Source organism: Pseudomonas sp. DWRC2-2, from assembly GCF_049897885.1.
Taxonomy (GTDB): Bacteria; Pseudomonadota; Gammaproteobacteria; order Pseudomonadales; family Pseudomonadaceae; genus Aquipseudomonas; species Aquipseudomonas azotoformans_A.
Genome location: NZ_JAFCXD010000002.1, coordinates 851,053 through 865,838, shown reverse-complemented (window position 1 = coordinate 865,838; position 14,786 = coordinate 851,053). Strand labels below are relative to the sequence as shown.

15 protein-coding genes are annotated in these 14,786 nt (G+C 62.5%); 9 read left to right on the top strand and 6 right to left on the bottom strand.

From position 1 onward, the window contains the following. Nucleotides 1-205: 205 nt before the first annotated feature. Nucleotides 206-979 (top strand): transporter substrate-binding domain-containing protein, encoded by a 774-nt coding sequence (locus tag ACP7EW_RS12640; protein WP_426217357.1) that lies wholly within the window; start codon nt 206-208, stop codon nt 977-979. Here ACP7EW_RS12640 and cynR read toward each other — a convergent pair. Beyond that, complete coding sequence (gene cynR, locus ACP7EW_RS12635) at nt 954-1,820, bottom strand: transcriptional regulator CynR (RefSeq protein ID WP_426217355.1); 867 nt, start codon at nt 1,818-1,820, stop codon at nt 954-956. The two genes, ACP7EW_RS12640 and cynR, sit on opposite strands and share 26 nt — an antisense overlap. A gap of 111 nt (nt 1,821-1,931) precedes the next feature. Here cynR and ACP7EW_RS12630 point away from each other — a divergent pair, with 111 nt between their 5' ends. Genes ACP7EW_RS12630 through ACP7EW_RS12620 form a run of 3 tightly spaced genes read left to right on the top strand, consistent with a single transcriptional unit; the run spans nt 1,932 to nt 3,953 of the window. After that, nucleotides 1,932-2,561, top strand: a complete 630-nt coding sequence (locus ACP7EW_RS12630; RefSeq protein ID WP_426217353.1) for a carbonic anhydrase — start codon at nt 1,932-1,934, stop codon at nt 2,559-2,561. A gap of 27 nt (nt 2,562-2,588) precedes the next feature. Then, nucleotides 2,589-3,059: a cyanase gene (gene cynS, locus ACP7EW_RS12625; RefSeq protein WP_178955162.1), complete on the top strand. Its 471-nt coding sequence runs from the start codon at nt 2,589-2,591 to the stop codon at nt 3,057-3,059. 54 nt (nt 3,060-3,113) lie between these two features. After that, on the top strand, nt 3,114-3,953 hold the full coding sequence (locus ACP7EW_RS12620) for a cache domain-containing protein (protein WP_426217350.1): 840 nt from the start codon (nt 3,114-3,116) through the stop codon (nt 3,951-3,953). 2 nt (nt 3,954-3,955) lie between these two features. Here ACP7EW_RS12620 and ACP7EW_RS12615 read toward each other — a convergent pair whose 3' ends face one another. Both ACP7EW_RS12615 and pobA read right to left on the bottom strand, forming a co-directional pair. Beyond that, nucleotides 3,956-5,473, bottom strand: coding sequence for an MDR family MFS transporter (locus ACP7EW_RS12615; protein WP_426218057.1), 1,518 nt, complete (start codon nt 5,471-5,473; stop codon nt 3,956-3,958). A gap of 66 nt (nt 5,474-5,539) precedes the next feature. Further along, the gene (pobA, locus tag ACP7EW_RS12610) at nt 5,540-6,724 is read right to left on the bottom strand and encodes a 4-hydroxybenzoate 3-monooxygenase (protein ID WP_426218055.1); all 1,185 of its coding nucleotides are present in this window, start codon (nt 6,722-6,724) and stop codon (nt 5,540-5,542) included. Nucleotides 6,725-6,913: 189 nt separating this feature from the next. Between pobA and ACP7EW_RS12605 the strand changes: the two genes are divergently transcribed. After that, entirely contained in the window at nt 6,914-7,792 is an 879-nt protein-coding gene (locus ACP7EW_RS12605) for a helix-turn-helix domain-containing protein (RefSeq protein WP_177076577.1), read from the top strand. On the opposite strand, the gene ACP7EW_RS12600 is transcribed toward ACP7EW_RS12605, so the two are convergent. Together ACP7EW_RS12600 and ACP7EW_RS12595 are read right to left on the bottom strand one after the other, a co-directional pair. Beyond that, nucleotides 7,785-7,961, bottom strand: a complete 177-nt coding sequence (locus tag ACP7EW_RS12600; protein ID WP_016975214.1) for a hypothetical protein — start codon at nt 7,959-7,961, stop codon at nt 7,785-7,787. The two genes, ACP7EW_RS12605 and ACP7EW_RS12600, sit on opposite strands and share 8 nt — an antisense overlap. 98 nt (nt 7,962-8,059) lie before the next feature. Then, nucleotides 8,060-8,965, bottom strand: coding sequence for a LysR family transcriptional regulator (locus tag ACP7EW_RS12595; RefSeq protein ID WP_426217348.1), 906 nt, complete (start codon nt 8,963-8,965; stop codon nt 8,060-8,062). A 104-nt stretch (nt 8,966-9,069) separates the two neighbouring features. Between ACP7EW_RS12595 and ACP7EW_RS12590 the strand changes: the two genes are divergently transcribed. Next, complete coding sequence (locus ACP7EW_RS12590) at nt 9,070-9,936, top strand: MBL fold metallo-hydrolase (RefSeq protein WP_426217346.1); 867 nt, start codon at nt 9,070-9,072, stop codon at nt 9,934-9,936. 33 nt (nt 9,937-9,969) lie between these two features. Then, on the top strand, nt 9,970-10,584 hold the full coding sequence (locus tag ACP7EW_RS12585; protein WP_426217344.1) for an NAD(P)-dependent oxidoreductase: 615 nt from the start codon (nt 9,970-9,972) through the stop codon (nt 10,582-10,584). Here ACP7EW_RS12585 and ACP7EW_RS12580 read toward each other — a convergent pair. Beyond that, nucleotides 10,578-11,498 (bottom strand): LysR substrate-binding domain-containing protein, encoded by a 921-nt coding sequence (locus ACP7EW_RS12580; RefSeq protein ID WP_426217342.1) that lies wholly within the window; start codon nt 11,496-11,498, stop codon nt 10,578-10,580. The two genes, ACP7EW_RS12585 and ACP7EW_RS12580, sit on opposite strands and share 7 nt — an antisense overlap. A gap of 111 nt (nt 11,499-11,609) precedes the next feature. On the opposite strand from ACP7EW_RS12580, the gene ACP7EW_RS12575 reads away from it, so the two are divergent. Continuing rightward, entirely contained in the window at nt 11,610-13,235 is a 1,626-nt protein-coding gene (locus ACP7EW_RS12575) for a 5-guanidino-2-oxopentanoate decarboxylase (protein WP_426217340.1), read from the top strand. Then, a complete protein-coding gene (locus ACP7EW_RS12570) occupies nt 13,232-14,674 on the top strand; it encodes an aldehyde dehydrogenase family protein (RefSeq protein WP_426217338.1) in 1,443 nt (480 codons plus the stop codon). The genes ACP7EW_RS12575 and ACP7EW_RS12570 overlap by 4 nt, the downstream gene beginning before the upstream one ends. Nucleotides 14,675-14,786 lie beyond the last annotated feature (112 nt).

Sequence of the window (14,786 nt, the reverse complement as noted above, 5' to 3'; positions counted from 1 at the left end):
GTCGCGGGGTGGATGTCGGAAGAGCCGTCCATGCGAGGATCACAGTGCTAGAGATAACCGCCAGCGTCACACGCCAGCACAGGTGATTAAATTCAGGGTTGGCGGAGTTTGGTTGCGACTTGGCTAAACATTCGCCACACCTTGCTACCGTGCCCGGTGCTGGAAATAATGAGCGCCCACGCCCATGCCCCAAGGACTCGACCGCATGAAAGCTCCCTTCGCCCTCTGTGTACTGGCAAGTCTGGCCACCAGCGCCCTGGCCGACACCGCGCCGTCGCGCCTTGACCAGGTGTTGCAACGCGGCACGCTGACGGTCTGCACCACCGGCGACTACAAGCCCTACACCTCGCTGCGCGCCGATGGCCGCTACGAAGGCATCGACATCGCCATGGCCGAGTCCCTGGCCAAGAGCCTCAACGCAAAAATCCAATGGGTGCCGACCACCTGGAAAACCCTGATGCCGGACTTCCTGGCCCAGCGCTGTGACATCGCCGTAGGCGGCATTTCGGTGTCGCTGGAGCGCCAGAAAAAAGCCTTCTTCAGCCAATCCCTGGGCGTCGACGGCAAGATCCCGTTGGTGCGCTGTGCCGATGTGCAGCGCTACCAGAGCGTCGAACAGATCAACCAGCCCCAAGTCCGCGTGATCGAACCCGCCGGCGGCACCAACGAAGTATTCGCCCGCGCCCACTTGGGCCAGGCGAAGATCCGCCTGCACGACAACGTGACCATTTTCGACGAACTGCTGGCGGGCAAGGCCGATGTGATGATCACCGACGCCAGCGAAGCGCGTTACCAGCAGAAGCTCAAGCCGGGGCTGTGTGCGGTGAACCCCGAGCGGCAGATGCAGTACAGCGAAAAAGCCTTCCTGTTGCCCCGTGATGATGTGGCCTGGAAAAGCTACGTCGATCAATGGCTGCACCTGAGCCAGGCCACGGGGGCCTATGACGCTGTCGTCAGCCAGTGGCTGGCCGCGCCTTGATCAACGCCACGAAGGCGCGACACGCGGCACTGCGATAGGCGCCCTTGCGGCTCAGCAGTGCCACGGTGCGTTGGGGTAATGCCGGGCTGATCGCCACCGCGTTCAACCCTGGCTGGGCCTCGGCGATCGCGCTGGGCAGGATGGTTGCCAGCGCCGTGCTGCGCACGATTTCGATGATTGCGCTGATGGAGTTGGCCTCCATCGCAATCAACGGCCTTATCCCCTGGGCACGGCAGTAATCATCGATGTAGCGGCGGGTCGCAAAGCCGGTGTTCAACAACACCAGGGGTTGCGCCAGCCACTGCCAACTGTGCAACCCCGGATGGTTGGCGCCGACCACCCCACTCAGCGTTTCAACAAACAGCCCTTCGCACTCGATGTCCGGCAGATGCTCGCCGGTAAAACCAATGCCGATATCCAGCGCGTCTTCCGCCAAGGCGGTTTCCATGCGGTCCTGGGTCAGTTCCTCGATGCTCACGGTAATGCCCGGATAGCGCTGATTGAACTGCGCCAGCAACGGCCCGATCAGGTAGGCGGTAAAGGTCGGCGTCATGGCCAGGCGCAGGTTGCCTCGGCTCAAGTCCTGCACGTCATGCATGGCGCGGGTGCCGGCCTGCAGGTCCTGCAAGGCCAGCCGCGCAAAGCGCACATAGGCTTCACCGGCATCGGTCAGGCTCACGCTGCGCCCGGAGCGGTCCAGCAGCGGCGCACCCAAGGTGTCTTCCAACTGCTTGATCTGCTGCGACAAGGTCGGCTGCGACACATGCAGCGCCTCGGCGGCGCGGGTGAAATTGCGGTGTTCAGCCACCGCCAGCAGGTAACGGATATGGCGCAACAGCATCGAAGCCCCCAACTATAGGCATGACCAATAGAAACCATAATAAGCCGGTCTTGGACGCTATAGCTGAAAACTTCCATCCTTGCCCCATCAGCGACGCAAGGAGAACTTCCCATGCAACATCTCATCGACGGCTTCCGCAAATTCCAGGCCGAAGCCTTTGCCCAACGCAGCGACCTGTTCAAACACCTGGCGACCACGCAAACCCCGCGCACGCTATTTGTGTCCTGTTCCGACAGCCGTGTGGTTCCCGAGCTGCTGACCCAGCAGGAACCGGGCGATCTGTTCGTGATCCGCAACGCCGGCAACATCGTGCCGTCCTACGGCCCGGAGCCGGGTGGTGTGTCGGCCACCGTCGAATACGCGGTGGCGGTGCTGGGGGTCAGTGACATTGTGATCTGCGGCCATTCCGACTGCGGCGCGATGACCGCCATCTCCACCTGCAAATGCCTGGATCACCTGCCGGCCGTGGCCAACTGGTTGCGCCATGCCGAGTCAGCCAAGGTGATCAACGCCGCACGCCAGCACACATCCGATGCCGCCCGCTTGAGCGACTTGGTGCGCGAAAACGTGATCGCCCAGTTGGCCAATCTCAAGACCCACCCCTCCGTCGCCCTGGCCCTGGAACAAGGCCGACTGACGTTGCACGGCTGGGTGTACGACATCGAAACCGGCGCCATCGACGCCCTGGACAGCCGCAGCGGGCGCTTCGTGTCGCTGCTCAATCAGATCCACGCGGCCTGACCCCATTTCAACCCAGAGGACATCACCATGTTGCAATCCAACTTCTCCCAAACCCCACGCCTGGCCCTGGCCGACACCGTTATCGATCTCAAGGCCCGCAAGAACCTGTCCTGGCAGGACCTCACCGACGGCACCGGGCTCAGCCTGGCGTTCGTCACCGCCGCCCTGCTCGGCCAGCACCCGCTGCCCAAGGACGCCGCGGATGCGGTGTGCGACAAGCTCGGCCTGGACCAGGACGCCAGCCGCCTGTTGCAAAGCGTGCCCCTGCGCGGCAGCTTCCCCGGCGGCGTGCCGACCGACCCGACGATGTACCGTTTCTACGAAATGCTCCAGGTCTACGGCACCACCCTCAAGGCGCTGGTCCATGAGCAGTTTGGCGACGGCATCATCAGTGCGATCAACTTCAAGCTGGACATCAAGAAGGTCGAGGACCCGGACGGCGGCTCTCGCGCGGTAATCACCCTGGATGGCAAGTACCTGCCGACCAAACCCTTCTGAGTTGCCCGCGACCGTCTACGCTCTTGTCACACCAACAAGAACGAGGGACGGATAATGAAGGCAGTGTTCCGACTCACCTGGCTGCTGCTGTTGTGTTTCAGCCAGGTGCACGCCGCAACGACTCAGGATGAAGACGCCCAGGCGGCCAAGGCGCTGCTGGAAAAAGCCTTGGCCTACTACCAGAGCAACGGCGACAAGGCGTTTGCCGCCTTCAGCCGACAGGGCGAATTCGTCGACCACGACCGCTATGTGTTCGTGGTCGACACCCAAGGCGTCCTACTGGCCAGCGGTGGCCCCTCCTCCGCCTTGATCGGCCGCGATGTATCCGAAGTGCTCGGGCCGGATTTGCGCCAGTCCTTCAAGGATGCGCTCAGAGTGCCGGAAGGCCAGGGCATCCAGCAGGCCGACTATCGCTGGCAGAACTGGAACGATGGCAAGGTCGAACACAAGCATGTGTTTTATCAGCGCGTGGGCGAACGCATTCTCGCGGTGGGTTATTACCTGCCACGGGCCACGCCGGAACAGGCCCGGGCCCTGCGCAACAAAGCGGCAACCGCCTTGCTCAAGGATGAAACCGGGACACTCAAGGCCATCAACTCATTGCAGGGCGGTTTCCTGCAGGATGACCTTTATGTGTTCGTGGTGGACCTCGATACCCAGCGCTATGTAGCCCACGGCACCAACCTGCGACTGGTCAACACCGACTTCAGCAAGATCAAGGACCCGGACGGCAAGCCGGTGGGCGAGCCGATCCTCAAGTTGATGGCCGAGCAGGATCAGGGCGAATACAAATACCGCTGGAAAAACCCGGTGACCGACAAGGTCGAGAACAAGCATGCGTATGTGCGCAAGGCCGGGCATTTCATGGTGGCGGTGGGTTATTACAGCCCCTGAGACTACTTGGCCTTGTCTTCACGGCCACGCAGCACCCGATTAGGCATCGCGATTGCCGCCGCCAGCCCCAGCAGTGACACCGCCGCACTGACCATCAACAAATGCCGGAACGTCACAGCCAACTCCCCGCGCAGGGCATCTTGCGCCGGGCCGGGGGCGGCGTTGAGGCCGTCGAGCAGCACGTTGCCGGAACTGCCTTCGGCCACCAACGCGCCGCTGGCCAGGTGGGCGAAGCTGGAATCCTGCAACAGCGCCAGCAACAGCGCCGACATGCACGCCACCCCCACCGCCCCGCCCAGGGAACGGAACAGGTTGGTGGTGCTGGTGGCGACGCCGATATCGCGCTGTTCCACCGAGTTTTGCGTGCCCACCAGGGACGTCGGGAATTGCATGCCGGCGGCGATCCCGCACAGCAGCATGAACAGGGCCGTCAGCCCCACCGCTTGGGGCGCGCTCAAGGCCATGCCGAGAATCGCGAAGGGGCTCAGCAACGCACCGCTGAGGATCATTGGCTTATAGCGCCCGGTCACCGAGGTCATGCGCCCGGCAAAATAAGCCCCCATCGGCAAGCCCATGGCCAACGGCAACAGGTGCAGGGCCGCGCTGTCAGCACCGGAACCGGTCACCGTCTGATACCGCAGCGGCATCAGCACCGTCAGGGAAATCGCCTGGAAGCTGGTGAAAAAGATCGTGCACCAGCACAGCACCGCGCTGCGGTTGGCAAACAAATGCATCGGCAACAACGGCTCTCGCGCCCGGCGCTCATGCCAGACAAACACCGTCAATGCCACCAGCGCACAGGCCAACAGGCCCAGCACCTGATCGTCACGCCAGTGATGGCCCTGGCCGACTTCAGTGATGCCCAGCAGCAAGGCGGTCAAGCCGATGATCATCAGCACAGTGCCGAGGTAATCGATGATCGGCTTGCGCTGCGGCACCGGCAGGCCCACCAGCGTGCGATGGGCCACGTACCAGGCGCCGGCGCCCAAGGGCAAGTTGATCAGAAACACCCAGCGCCACGACAGGTATTCGGTCATGTAGCCGCCCAGCACCGGCCCGGCCACGCTGGCCACCGCGTACATGCTGCTGAAATAGCCCTGGTAGCGACCGCGTTCGCGGGGCGGGATGATATCGCCGATGATCGCCTGGCTCACCGAGATCATGCCGCCGGCGCCGATGCCCTGGAGGATCCGCGCCAGCACCAGTTGCTCCATGCTTTGCGCCATGCCGCAGAACAGCGAGGCCAGGGTGAACAGACCCATGCCGATCAGCATCATTGGCCGCCGCCCGTACAGGTCGCCGAGCTTGCCATAGATCGGCACCGCCACGGTCATCGCCACCATGTAGCCGGAGATGACCCAGGCCAGCAGGTTGACGTCGTGGAACTGGGCGGAAATAGCGGGCATGGACACGGCGACAATGGTCTGGTCCAGCGCCCCCAGGAAGATCGCCATCATCAGTGAGGCGAGAATACTGCGCACAGCGGGCAGTGGCGGAGCAGGCTGATTGAGGTGCGTCACGGCAAGACCTTCGAGCAAGGCCCGTGGGAAAAGGCGGCCCACGGGAATGCTCGATACGATAGCAGGCTATTCGATAGCTTCGTAAGGAAGTCCGACGTAATTTTCTGCGATGGTCTTGCGCCCCGCCTCGGAGTGGATGAAGTAGTCAAGCTCACTCTCGGCGATGCGCTGACTGAAACCGTCGGCCTCGGGAAACTGGTGCAACATTGAGGTCATCCACCAGGAAAACCGCTCGGCCTTCCACACCCGCCGCAGACAGATGGCGGAGTAACGCTCCAGCAGATCCACGCGCCCTTCGCCGTAGACCTTGAGCAGAATCCGGTACAGCGTACTCACATCACTAGCCGCCAGGTTCAAGCCCTTGGCTCCGGTCGGCGGCACGATATGCGCCGCGTCGCCGAGCAGGAACAGGCGCCCGTACTGCATCGGTTCCACTACAAAACTGCGCAGCGGTGCGATGCTTTTTTCGATCGATGGACCGGTGACCAGGTGTTCTGCAAGGTGGCTGGGCAGGCGGGTTTTCAGTTCATCCCAGAAGCGGGCGTCGGACCATTCGTCAATCGGTTCCTCCACAGGCACCTGCAGGTAATACCGGCTGCGCGTCGGCGAACGCATGCTGCACAGGGCGAACCCGCGCGGGTGTTTGGCGTAGACCAACTCAGGGTGAACGGGCGGTGTGTCGGCGAGGATGCCCAGCCAGCCGAACGGGTAGACCCTTTCAAAGACCTTGAGCGATTCAGCCGGGATCGATTGGCGCGCAATGCCGTGATAACCGTCGCAACCGGCGATGTAATCGCACTCCAGGCGAAAGGATTCGCCCTGATGTTCAAAGGTCAGCCAGGGTCGATCACTTTTGACAGCGTGGGGCTGCACATTGCGCGCTTCATACAGGGTAGTGGCGCCTGCGGCGGCACGGGCGGTCATCAGGTCGCGGGTGACTTCGGTCTGGCCGTAGATCATCACCGAATGACCGCCGGTCAGGCCCTTGAGATCGATATGGGTCAACCGGCCGTTCAGCGCCAACTCGAAACCGTCATGCACCAGGCCTTCGTTGTCCATGCGCTGGCTGACGCCGGCCTGTCTCAGCAGGTCGACCATGCCTTGTTCCAGCACGCCGGCACGGATGCGGCTTTGCACGTAGTCGGCGCTCTGACGCTCTAGGATAAGGGTCTCGATCCCTGCCTGATGCAGCAGTTGGCCAAGCAGCAGTCCGGAAGGACCGGCGCCGATAATGGCGACTTGGGTTTTCAGCGTTTTCATTATTTTTATAGCCCGCAAGTTCCACTCGAACGGATCGGGTGAAAGAGTTGTCATTGGTCTTGTTGCTGACATTTTTCACTTGAGTGAGCGGCATAAGAAGGTGAAAACTGCGCCAAAGCCTGCGCTTTTTGCCAATCGGGGCGATTACCGCACCACTCTTCCGAGTATCGGGTTGAAACCATGACCAAAACCGCAATTCCGGTCTTCAAGCTTTACGGGGAACACCAGCAATGGCCCACCCCCGATTTGTTGCACTGCGAAACCATTTCCCGGCGCAGTCGGGAATACCAGTGGGAAATCCAACCCCACCGGCACGCGGATCTGTGCCAGTTGCTCTACGTGCACAAAGGCCAGGCACAGTTGGAAATCGAAGGCCAGCGCACCACCCTGAACGAAGCAACCCTGCAAGTCCTGCCGCCCTTGTGCGTGCACGGGTTCCGTTTTCCTGAGGACGTCGAAGGCTACGTAGTGACGCTTTCGGCGCCGTTGGTCAGCCACCTGCAAACACAATTGGGCGCCACCGTGGACGGTTTACAAACGCTCGGCAGTTACCCGGCGGGCAAAGACAGTGATTACCTGAACAGCCAGTTCGCCCGCTTGCAGGATGAATACGCCGACGAACAACCGGCACGGGACATGATGATGCACGCGTTGGTCAGCGTGTTGCTGGTATGGATCAGCCGCCAGGCCATCCAGCGCCGTCACCCAAGGGCGCCACGGGGGCGTGAATACTTCCGGCGCTTTACCCAGTTGGTCGAGCAGCATTACCGCGAACACCCCAAGATCGAGGATCTTGCCCACAAGCTGGGCATCTCGGTCTCACACCTGAACGGGACGTGTCGGGAATTGGGTGGGCAACCTGCGTTGCAGATCATGCATGACCGCCAATTGCTGGAAGCCAAGCGTTTGCTGACGTACACCAGCATGACCATCAATGAGATGTCGGAAGTGCTGGGATTTTCCGACCCAACCAACTTCTCTCGGCTGTTCCGCCGACGGGTCGGGTTCTCACCCAAGGCGTTTCGCGAGCAGTTGAAAGCCGAACCATCGGCTACCTGAGCGCGCTGAAACTGCCGGTGCGGGGCACGCATTGATCCTGATGGCAGCTGATCGCAAAGGTCGGCTGCATACGGGTCTGCTCCACGCGGTAGGCGGCGGTCCCGTAAAGTGCGCTGGCAATGGCGCACAGGCTGAAAATCATCAGGTACTTTCTGGTTTTAATGCTCATGGCACAGACCTCTGCGGATCTACAGGGTGCTGTCTAAAGCATAGGTCAACCCGGCCAAGTTGCCATTATCGGACGACATTCAACCGGTTGATTCCAGCCTAGAGCCCGACATCCCACGCCGGCTCTTCCGGAAACCTCAGCACCAGGAAATCCAGCAAGCTGCGCAACGCCGACGGCATGTGCTTGCGCGAGGCGTACACCGCATAGATGTTCATCTGCCGTGGCTCGGCGTCGGGCAGCAGGCGCACCAGTTCGCCGCGCCGGATGTAATCGCCGGCCTGGTAAGTAGGCAACATCGACACTCCGGCACCGGCCAACGTCACGCGTAACAACGTACTGGCCTCGTTGGAGGTGATGTTGCCGATGATCTGCACCGAGACCGGCTCACCCCGCTCCTCGAAATGCCACAGGCTTTTGCCGAAATAGGAATGGGTGAGGCAATTATGTCCGGCGAGGTCTTCGACCTTCTGCGGCGCTGGGTGCTCCAGCAGGTAAGCCGGCGAGGCACACACCACCGAGCGGCACACCGTGAGGCGCCGGGCAATGAGATTGGGGTCCAGGTCGCTGCTGGTGCGGATAGCCAGGTCGATGCGCTCATCCACCAGGTTCACCGTGCGATCGAGCATCTGCAGGTCGACCGTCACCAGCGGGTAGCGCTTGACGTATTCGGCAATGGCCTGGGCCAATTGCGCCTGGCCGAACGACGTGCTGACGCTCAAGCGCAGCAAACCACGGGGCGCTTCATCGGGCTCGCTGACGGCGGCTTGCATGTCGCAACACAACTCCAGCAATTGCCGACAGCGTGGCAGGGTTTCACTGCCCGCTGCCGTCAAGCTGAGCTTGCGCGTGGTGCGGTGCAGCAAACGGGCGCCGACCCAGTCTTCCAGCTCTGCCAGGTAGCGCGACACCACCGGCCGCGACAGGTCCAGATGATCGGCGGCGGCGGACTGGCTGCCCAGGTCCACCACCGTGACAAACACGCGCATTGCTTGAAGACGATCCATGATCTGCCCGATTTCAGAAACAAACTATGTCCCAGCATCGCATTTTTAGTCTGGTTTTGTGCAACTAAGCTCTGTGCATCCTTTACCGATGCTGGAGCTGCCCGATGTTCTCAACCTTCAAGCGCCTGACCCTGGCCACCGCCGCCCTGGCGTTCGCCGCCCATGCGGCTGCGGCCGAGCTGAAGCTGGACGTATACAACCCAGGCGAAGCCGCGATCTTCCCGGTCAGCTCGGTATTGGTCAGCGGCGCCAAGGACGCGATCCTGGTGGACGCCCAATTCGGCAAAGGCCAGGCCGAGCAATTGGTGCAGAAGATCCGCGCCAGCGGCAAGCACCTCACCACCATCTACATCAGCCATGGCGACCCGGACTACTACTTCGGCCTCGACACCCTCACCGCCGCCTTCCCCGAGGCCAAGGTGCTGGCGCCGCAACCGGTGGTCGACCACATCAATGCCACCGTGGCCGGCAAGCTTGAGTTCTGGGGCCCGAAAATGGGCGCCGACAAGCCGGCCCAAACTATCGTGCCGCAGGTCCTCGAAGGCCACAGCCTGAGCCTGGAAGGCCAGCCACTGGAGGTCATCGGCCTGGACGGCCCACAGCCGGATCGCAGCTTTGTGTGGATCCCGTCGATCAAGGCCGTGGTCGGTGGCGTGGTCGTCTCCGAAAACATCCACCTGTGGATGGCCGATACCCAGAGCGCGCAGTCCCATAAAGACTGGCTGGCGACACTGCAACGCATCCAACAGCTGAAACCAAAGACCGTGATCCCGGGCCACTACCTCGGCACACCGACGTTGCAATCGGTGGCCTTTACCGCCGACTATATCAAGGCCTTCGACGCCGAGACCGCCAAGGCCAAGGATTCCGTCGCCCTGATCGCGGCCATGAAAAAGCGTTACCCCACCCTCGCCGACGAAAGCTCGCTGGAACTGAGCGCCAAAGTCGCCAAGGGCGAAATGAAGTGGTGAACCGTTTCAAACCCTAACGTATTGGAGAACGTCATGAGCAAGATTGCAATCATTGGGGCCACTGGCCGTGCCGGTAGCCAATTGCTGGAAGAAGCGCTGCGTCGCGGGCACACCGTCATCGCCATCGCACGCAATACCGACACGCTGGCCGTGCGCCCTGGCGTCACCGTCAAACAAGTCGACGCCCTGGATGCCAACGCCCTGCAACAGGCGGTGAGTGGCAGCGACGTGGTAATCAGTGCGGCGCACTTCGCCACCCTGCCCGCCAGCGCCGTGATCGAGCCGGTGAAAAAGGCCGGGGTAAAACGCCTGCTGGTGGTGGGCGGCGCCGGCTCGCTGTTGCTGCCGGACGGTAGCCGAGTGATCGACAGCCCTGGCTTCCCTGCCGAATACAAAGCCGAAGCCAGTGCCGGCGCTGAGTTTCTTGATGTACTGCGTCAGGAAAAGGAACTGGACTGGACCTTCCTGTCGCCGTCGGCGGAGTTCGTCGAGACGGACCGCACCGGTCAATTCCGCGTGGGCCAGGATGATCTGTTGGTGAGCAGTGAAGGCCGCAGTTGGATCAGTTTTGCGGATTATGCGATTGCGTTGATCAACGAAGTCGAAGCACCAAAGCACTCCCGCCAGCGTTTCACCGTGGGTTACTGATACGCCCCATCCCTGTAGGAGCCCGGCTTGCCGGCTCCTACAGGGGGGGAATTGGCGTTCATGACCAACCAATCCATCAGAGCTTTAAGACCCGCCGAAGGCTCGGTGCCCGGCGGATATACCAAGTAATACCCCATCCCCGTCGGCACCCGCAGCTCAAACGGCATCACCAACCGCCCCGCCTTCAAATCCTCGCCAATCAACGCACTGTCGCCAATCGCCACGCCGGAACCTTGCGACGCCACCGTCATCGCCAAATCCAGCGTTTCAAAATGATGGCCTTGGCTCAAATTGCCCAGTCGCGTCTGCGCCGCCTTGAGCCACAATGCCCAATCCCGTTCATCCCGCGTGGGGTGCAGCAAGACCTGTTGCTGCAAATCTTGCGGTGTGTGCAAGCCCGCGAGCAGTGCCGGCGCGCAGACCGGCGTGAGCTGTTCATCGAACAGATGCCGCGCCTCGGCCGATTGCTCGGCGATGGGCGCATAGATCACCGCCGCGTCGAATTGCTCGCGGCGAAAGTCCACGGTGTAGGCCACGGTGGTGGTGAGTTCCACCGGCACGTCCGGGCGTTCCTTCTGCCATTGCATCAGGCGCGGCAGCAGCCAGCGCATCACACAGGTGGACGCCTTGAGTTGCAGGACCTGGCGGCGACTGCCGATCTGCTCCACCGCCTCGCCGAGCAGGCCAAACACCTGCTGTGCGCGCAGTGACCATTCGCGGCCCTCTTCGGTCAGGCTCAAGCCACGCGCCTGGCGTTGGAACAGCGCATAACCCAAATGACTTTCCAGCCCGGCAATCTGCCGGCTCACCGCGCCCTGGGTGATGTGCAGTTGCTCGGCGGCGCGGGTGAAGTTGCAGCACTGGGCCGTGACCCAGAAGGTGTGCAGCGCGGGCAGTGGCGGGAGGCGTTTCATCGGGGCGCAGCCATGACGTGAGGACATGGCTAGTATGACTTTTTATCGATTGTTGCCGCTACAGGCCAGCCGGTCCAATAACGCCTTACCTCAACAATAAGAGCGACCTATATGGCGACCTGCGGCGAAGTATTGGTCAACCTCCTGGAAGGCTACGGCGTGGACCAGGTGTTTGGCATCCCCGGCGTGCACACCGTGGAGTTGTATCGCGGCCTGGCCCGTTCCAGCATCCGCCACGTCACCCCGCGCCACGAACAGGGCGCCGGCTTCATGGCCGACGGTTACGCGCGCACCAGCGGCAAACCCGGCGTGTGCTTCATCATCACCGGCCCCGGCATGACCAATATCACCACCGCCATGGGCCAGGCTTATGCCGACTCGATCCCGATGCTGGTGATTTCCAGCGTGCAGTCGCGCAGCCAATTGGGCGGCGGGCGCGGCAAGCTGCATGAGCTGCCCAACCAGGGCGCGATGATGGCCGGCGTGGCGGCGTTCTCCCATACCCTGATGTCGGCGGCGGAGCTGCCCGGCGTGTTGGCGCGGGCGTTTGCGTTGTTCCAGGCCGGGCGGCCGCGTCCGGTGCACATCGAAATCCCGCTGGATGTGCTGGTGGAAAATGCCGATGCACTGCTGGGCAGTGAACCGGTCAGCGTGGCCCGTGCCGGCGCGGCGCCGTCGGCGGTCAAGCAAATGAGCCAGCTGCTCGCAGCGGCCAAGAAACCCTTGATCCTGGCCGGTGGCGGCGCCATCGACGCAGCGCCGGAACTGACCCGACTGGCCGAAGCCCTCGGCGCGCCGGTGGCCCTGACCATCAACGCCAAAGGCATGCTGCCTGCCCGCCACCCACTGCTGATCGGCTCGACCCAGACCTTGGTCGCCACCCGCGCACTGGTGGCCGAAGCGGACGTGGTGCTGGCCATCGGCACCGAGCTGGCGGAAACCGACTACGACGTGACCTTCGCCGGCGGTTTCGAGATTCCCGGCGCGCTGCTGCGCATCGATATCGACCCCGACCAGACCGTGCGCAACTACCCGCCGCAAGTGGCCTTGGTGGCTGATGCACAAATTGCCGCAGAGGCCTTGCTGACCGAACTGAGCAGCAAACCCTTGCCACCGCGTAACAGCGCGTGGGGCGCTGAACGCGTAGCGCGCCTGTGGGCGGAACTGACCCCCAGCTGGGACGCCGCCACCCGCGCGCAAACCCTGTTCCTCAATACCGTCCTCGAAGAATTGCCCAACGCCGTACTGGTGGGCGACTCCACCCAACCGGTGTACAGCGGCAACCTGACCCTGAACCTCGACCACCCGCGCCGCTGGTTCAACTCGTCCACCGGCTACGGCACCTTGGGCTACGCCCTGCCCGCCGCCATCGGCGCCTGGCTGGGGCGTGGCGATGGGCAGCCGGTGGTGTGCCTGATCGGCGACGGCGGCCTGCAATTCTCCCTGCCGGAACTGGCCAGCGCCGTGGAAGCGCGCACGCCGGTGATCGTGCTGCTGTGGAATAACCACGGCTATGAAGAGATCAAGAAATACATGGTCAACCGCGCCATCGAGCCGGTCGGCGTAGACATCTACACGCCGGACTTTATCGGGGTGGCCAAGGCACTCGGTTGCGCCGCCGACAGCATTCAAGGGATTGAGTCGTTACGTGCGGCACTACGCGCTGCGGCTGATCGCCAAGGGCCGACACTGATTGAAATCGAACAGGGGCTGTGGATGAAGGCGGTGGCGGAATGAGTGCGGTATTGAACGGTGTGTATATCAATGGGGCATGGCGTGCCGGACTGGTCTCGCTTGAGGTGATCAACCCCGCGACTGAAGCCGTCCTGGCCCACGTCAGCGTCGGCGATGCGAGCACGGTCACCCAGGCGGTCGACGCCGCCAGCGCCGCGTTCATCGACTGGTCAAAAAGCACCGGTCGCGACCGCGCCGCGCTGTTGCGCAAGATCGCCCAAGGCGTCAGCGAGCAGCGCGAACAGTTGATGCACCTGCAGTCGAGCAACAACGGCAAACCGCTGTTTGAAGCCGCGATTGATGTGGACGATGTGATCGCCACCTTCGACTATTACGCCAGCGTGGCCGAAGCGATGGATGCCAGCCAGGATAGCCCGGTGGCATTGCCCAACGCGGATTTCAGTGCACGTCTGCGTCGTGAGCCGTGCGGTGTGGTCGGGCTGATCGTGCCGTGGAATTTCCCGATGGTCACCACCGCCTGGAAACTCGCTCCCGCCCTGGCGGCCGGTTGCTGCGTGGTGCTCAAGCCATCGGAAGTCACGCCGTTGGCGGAACTGCAACTGGCGCGGATTATCGCCGAGGCGGGCTTGCCGGCCGGGGTGTTCAACCTGGTGTGCGGCACGGGCCTGGAAGTGGGCGCGCCACTGGCGACGGATCGCCGCGTGGCGAAGATTTCCTTCACCGGCAGCAACGCCGTCGGCGTGCAAGTGATGCAGCGCGCAGCCGAAACCATCAAGGGTGTGAGCCTGGAACTGGGCGGCAAATCCTCCTTGCTGGTGTTGGCGGATGCCGACCTGGACCTGGCGGTGGAACTGGCCTGTGGCGGTGGGTTTTTCAACGCCGGGCAGATGTGTTCGGCCACCAGTCGCGTGCTGGTAGCCGACAGCCTGGCGGATGAATTCCTGGAACGTATACGGGCACGGGCTGAAGGCATTCGCGTGGCTGACCCGTTTGCCGATGACGTGGAAATGGGCGCGTTGATCAACCGCGTGCAATATCAACGCGTGTTAGGGCACATCCAGCGCGGCGTTGCGGATGGCGCACGTTTGCTGTGTGGCGGTGAACGCCCGGCGGACCTGCCGAAGGGCTTTTTCATCCGCCCGACCGTGTTCACCGACGTGCCGCTGAACAGCGCATTGTGGAACGAAGAGATCTTCGGCCCGGTACTCTGTGTACGACGTTTCACCTCGCGAGCCGAGGCCATTGCTCTGGCCAACGACAGCGATTTCGGTTTGGTGGCGAGTGTGGTCAGCGCCAGCCCCGAAACTGCCGAGCGTGTAGCGAATGCCTTGCAGGCCGGGCTGGTGTGGATCAACGCACCGCAGGTGATCTTCCCGCAGGCCGCGTGGGGCGGTTACAAGCAGAGCAGCCTTGGCCGCGAGTTGGGGCCGTGGGGGTTAGCGGCGTTTCAGGAGATCAAGCATGTGATCCGGTCCCTTTAGCCGATAACGATCTTTTGTAGCGAGGGAGCTTGCTCCCTCGCTACAAAGTCATCCGCATTTTTTAGATAGCCCCTGCGACTTTCTCATTTGCCCCCTCCTCCCGCCCATGGCC

Bases quoted from the DNA above. Each gene is read 5' to 3' on its own strand.
- ACP7EW_RS12640 (WP_426217357.1), top strand. From the start codon at position 206: ATGAAAGCTCCCTTCGCCCTCTGTGTACTGGCAAGTCTGGCCACCAGC.
- cynR (WP_426217355.1), bottom strand. From the start codon at position 1,820: ATGCTGTTGCGCCATATCCGTTACCTGCTGGCGGTGGCTGAACACCGC.
- ACP7EW_RS12630 (WP_426217353.1), top strand. From the start codon at position 1,932: ATGCAACATCTCATCGACGGCTTCCGCAAATTCCAGGCCGAAGCCTTT.
- cynS (WP_178955162.1), top strand. From the start codon at position 2,589: ATGTTGCAATCCAACTTCTCCCAAACCCCACGCCTGGCCCTGGCCGAC.
- ACP7EW_RS12620 (WP_426217350.1), top strand. From the start codon at position 3,114: ATGAAGGCAGTGTTCCGACTCACCTGGCTGCTGCTGTTGTGTTTCAGC.
- ACP7EW_RS12605 (WP_177076577.1), top strand. From the start codon at position 6,914: ATGACCAAAACCGCAATTCCGGTCTTCAAGCTTTACGGGGAACACCAG.
- ACP7EW_RS12600 (WP_016975214.1), bottom strand. From the start codon at position 7,961: ATGAGCATTAAAACCAGAAAGTACCTGATGATTTTCAGCCTGTGCGCC.
- ACP7EW_RS12595 (WP_426217348.1), bottom strand. From the start codon at position 8,965: ATGGATCGTCTTCAAGCAATGCGCGTGTTTGTCACGGTGGTGGACCTG.
- ACP7EW_RS12590 (WP_426217346.1), top strand. From the start codon at position 9,070: ATGTTCTCAACCTTCAAGCGCCTGACCCTGGCCACCGCCGCCCTGGCG.
- ACP7EW_RS12585 (WP_426217344.1), top strand. From the start codon at position 9,970: ATGAGCAAGATTGCAATCATTGGGGCCACTGGCCGTGCCGGTAGCCAA.
- ACP7EW_RS12580 (WP_426217342.1), bottom strand. From the start codon at position 11,498: ATGAAACGCCTCCCGCCACTGCCCGCGCTGCACACCTTCTGGGTCACG.
- ACP7EW_RS12575 (WP_426217340.1), top strand. From the start codon at position 11,610: ATGGCGACCTGCGGCGAAGTATTGGTCAACCTCCTGGAAGGCTACGGC.
- ACP7EW_RS12570 (WP_426217338.1), top strand. From the start codon at position 13,232: ATGAGTGCGGTATTGAACGGTGTGTATATCAATGGGGCATGGCGTGCC.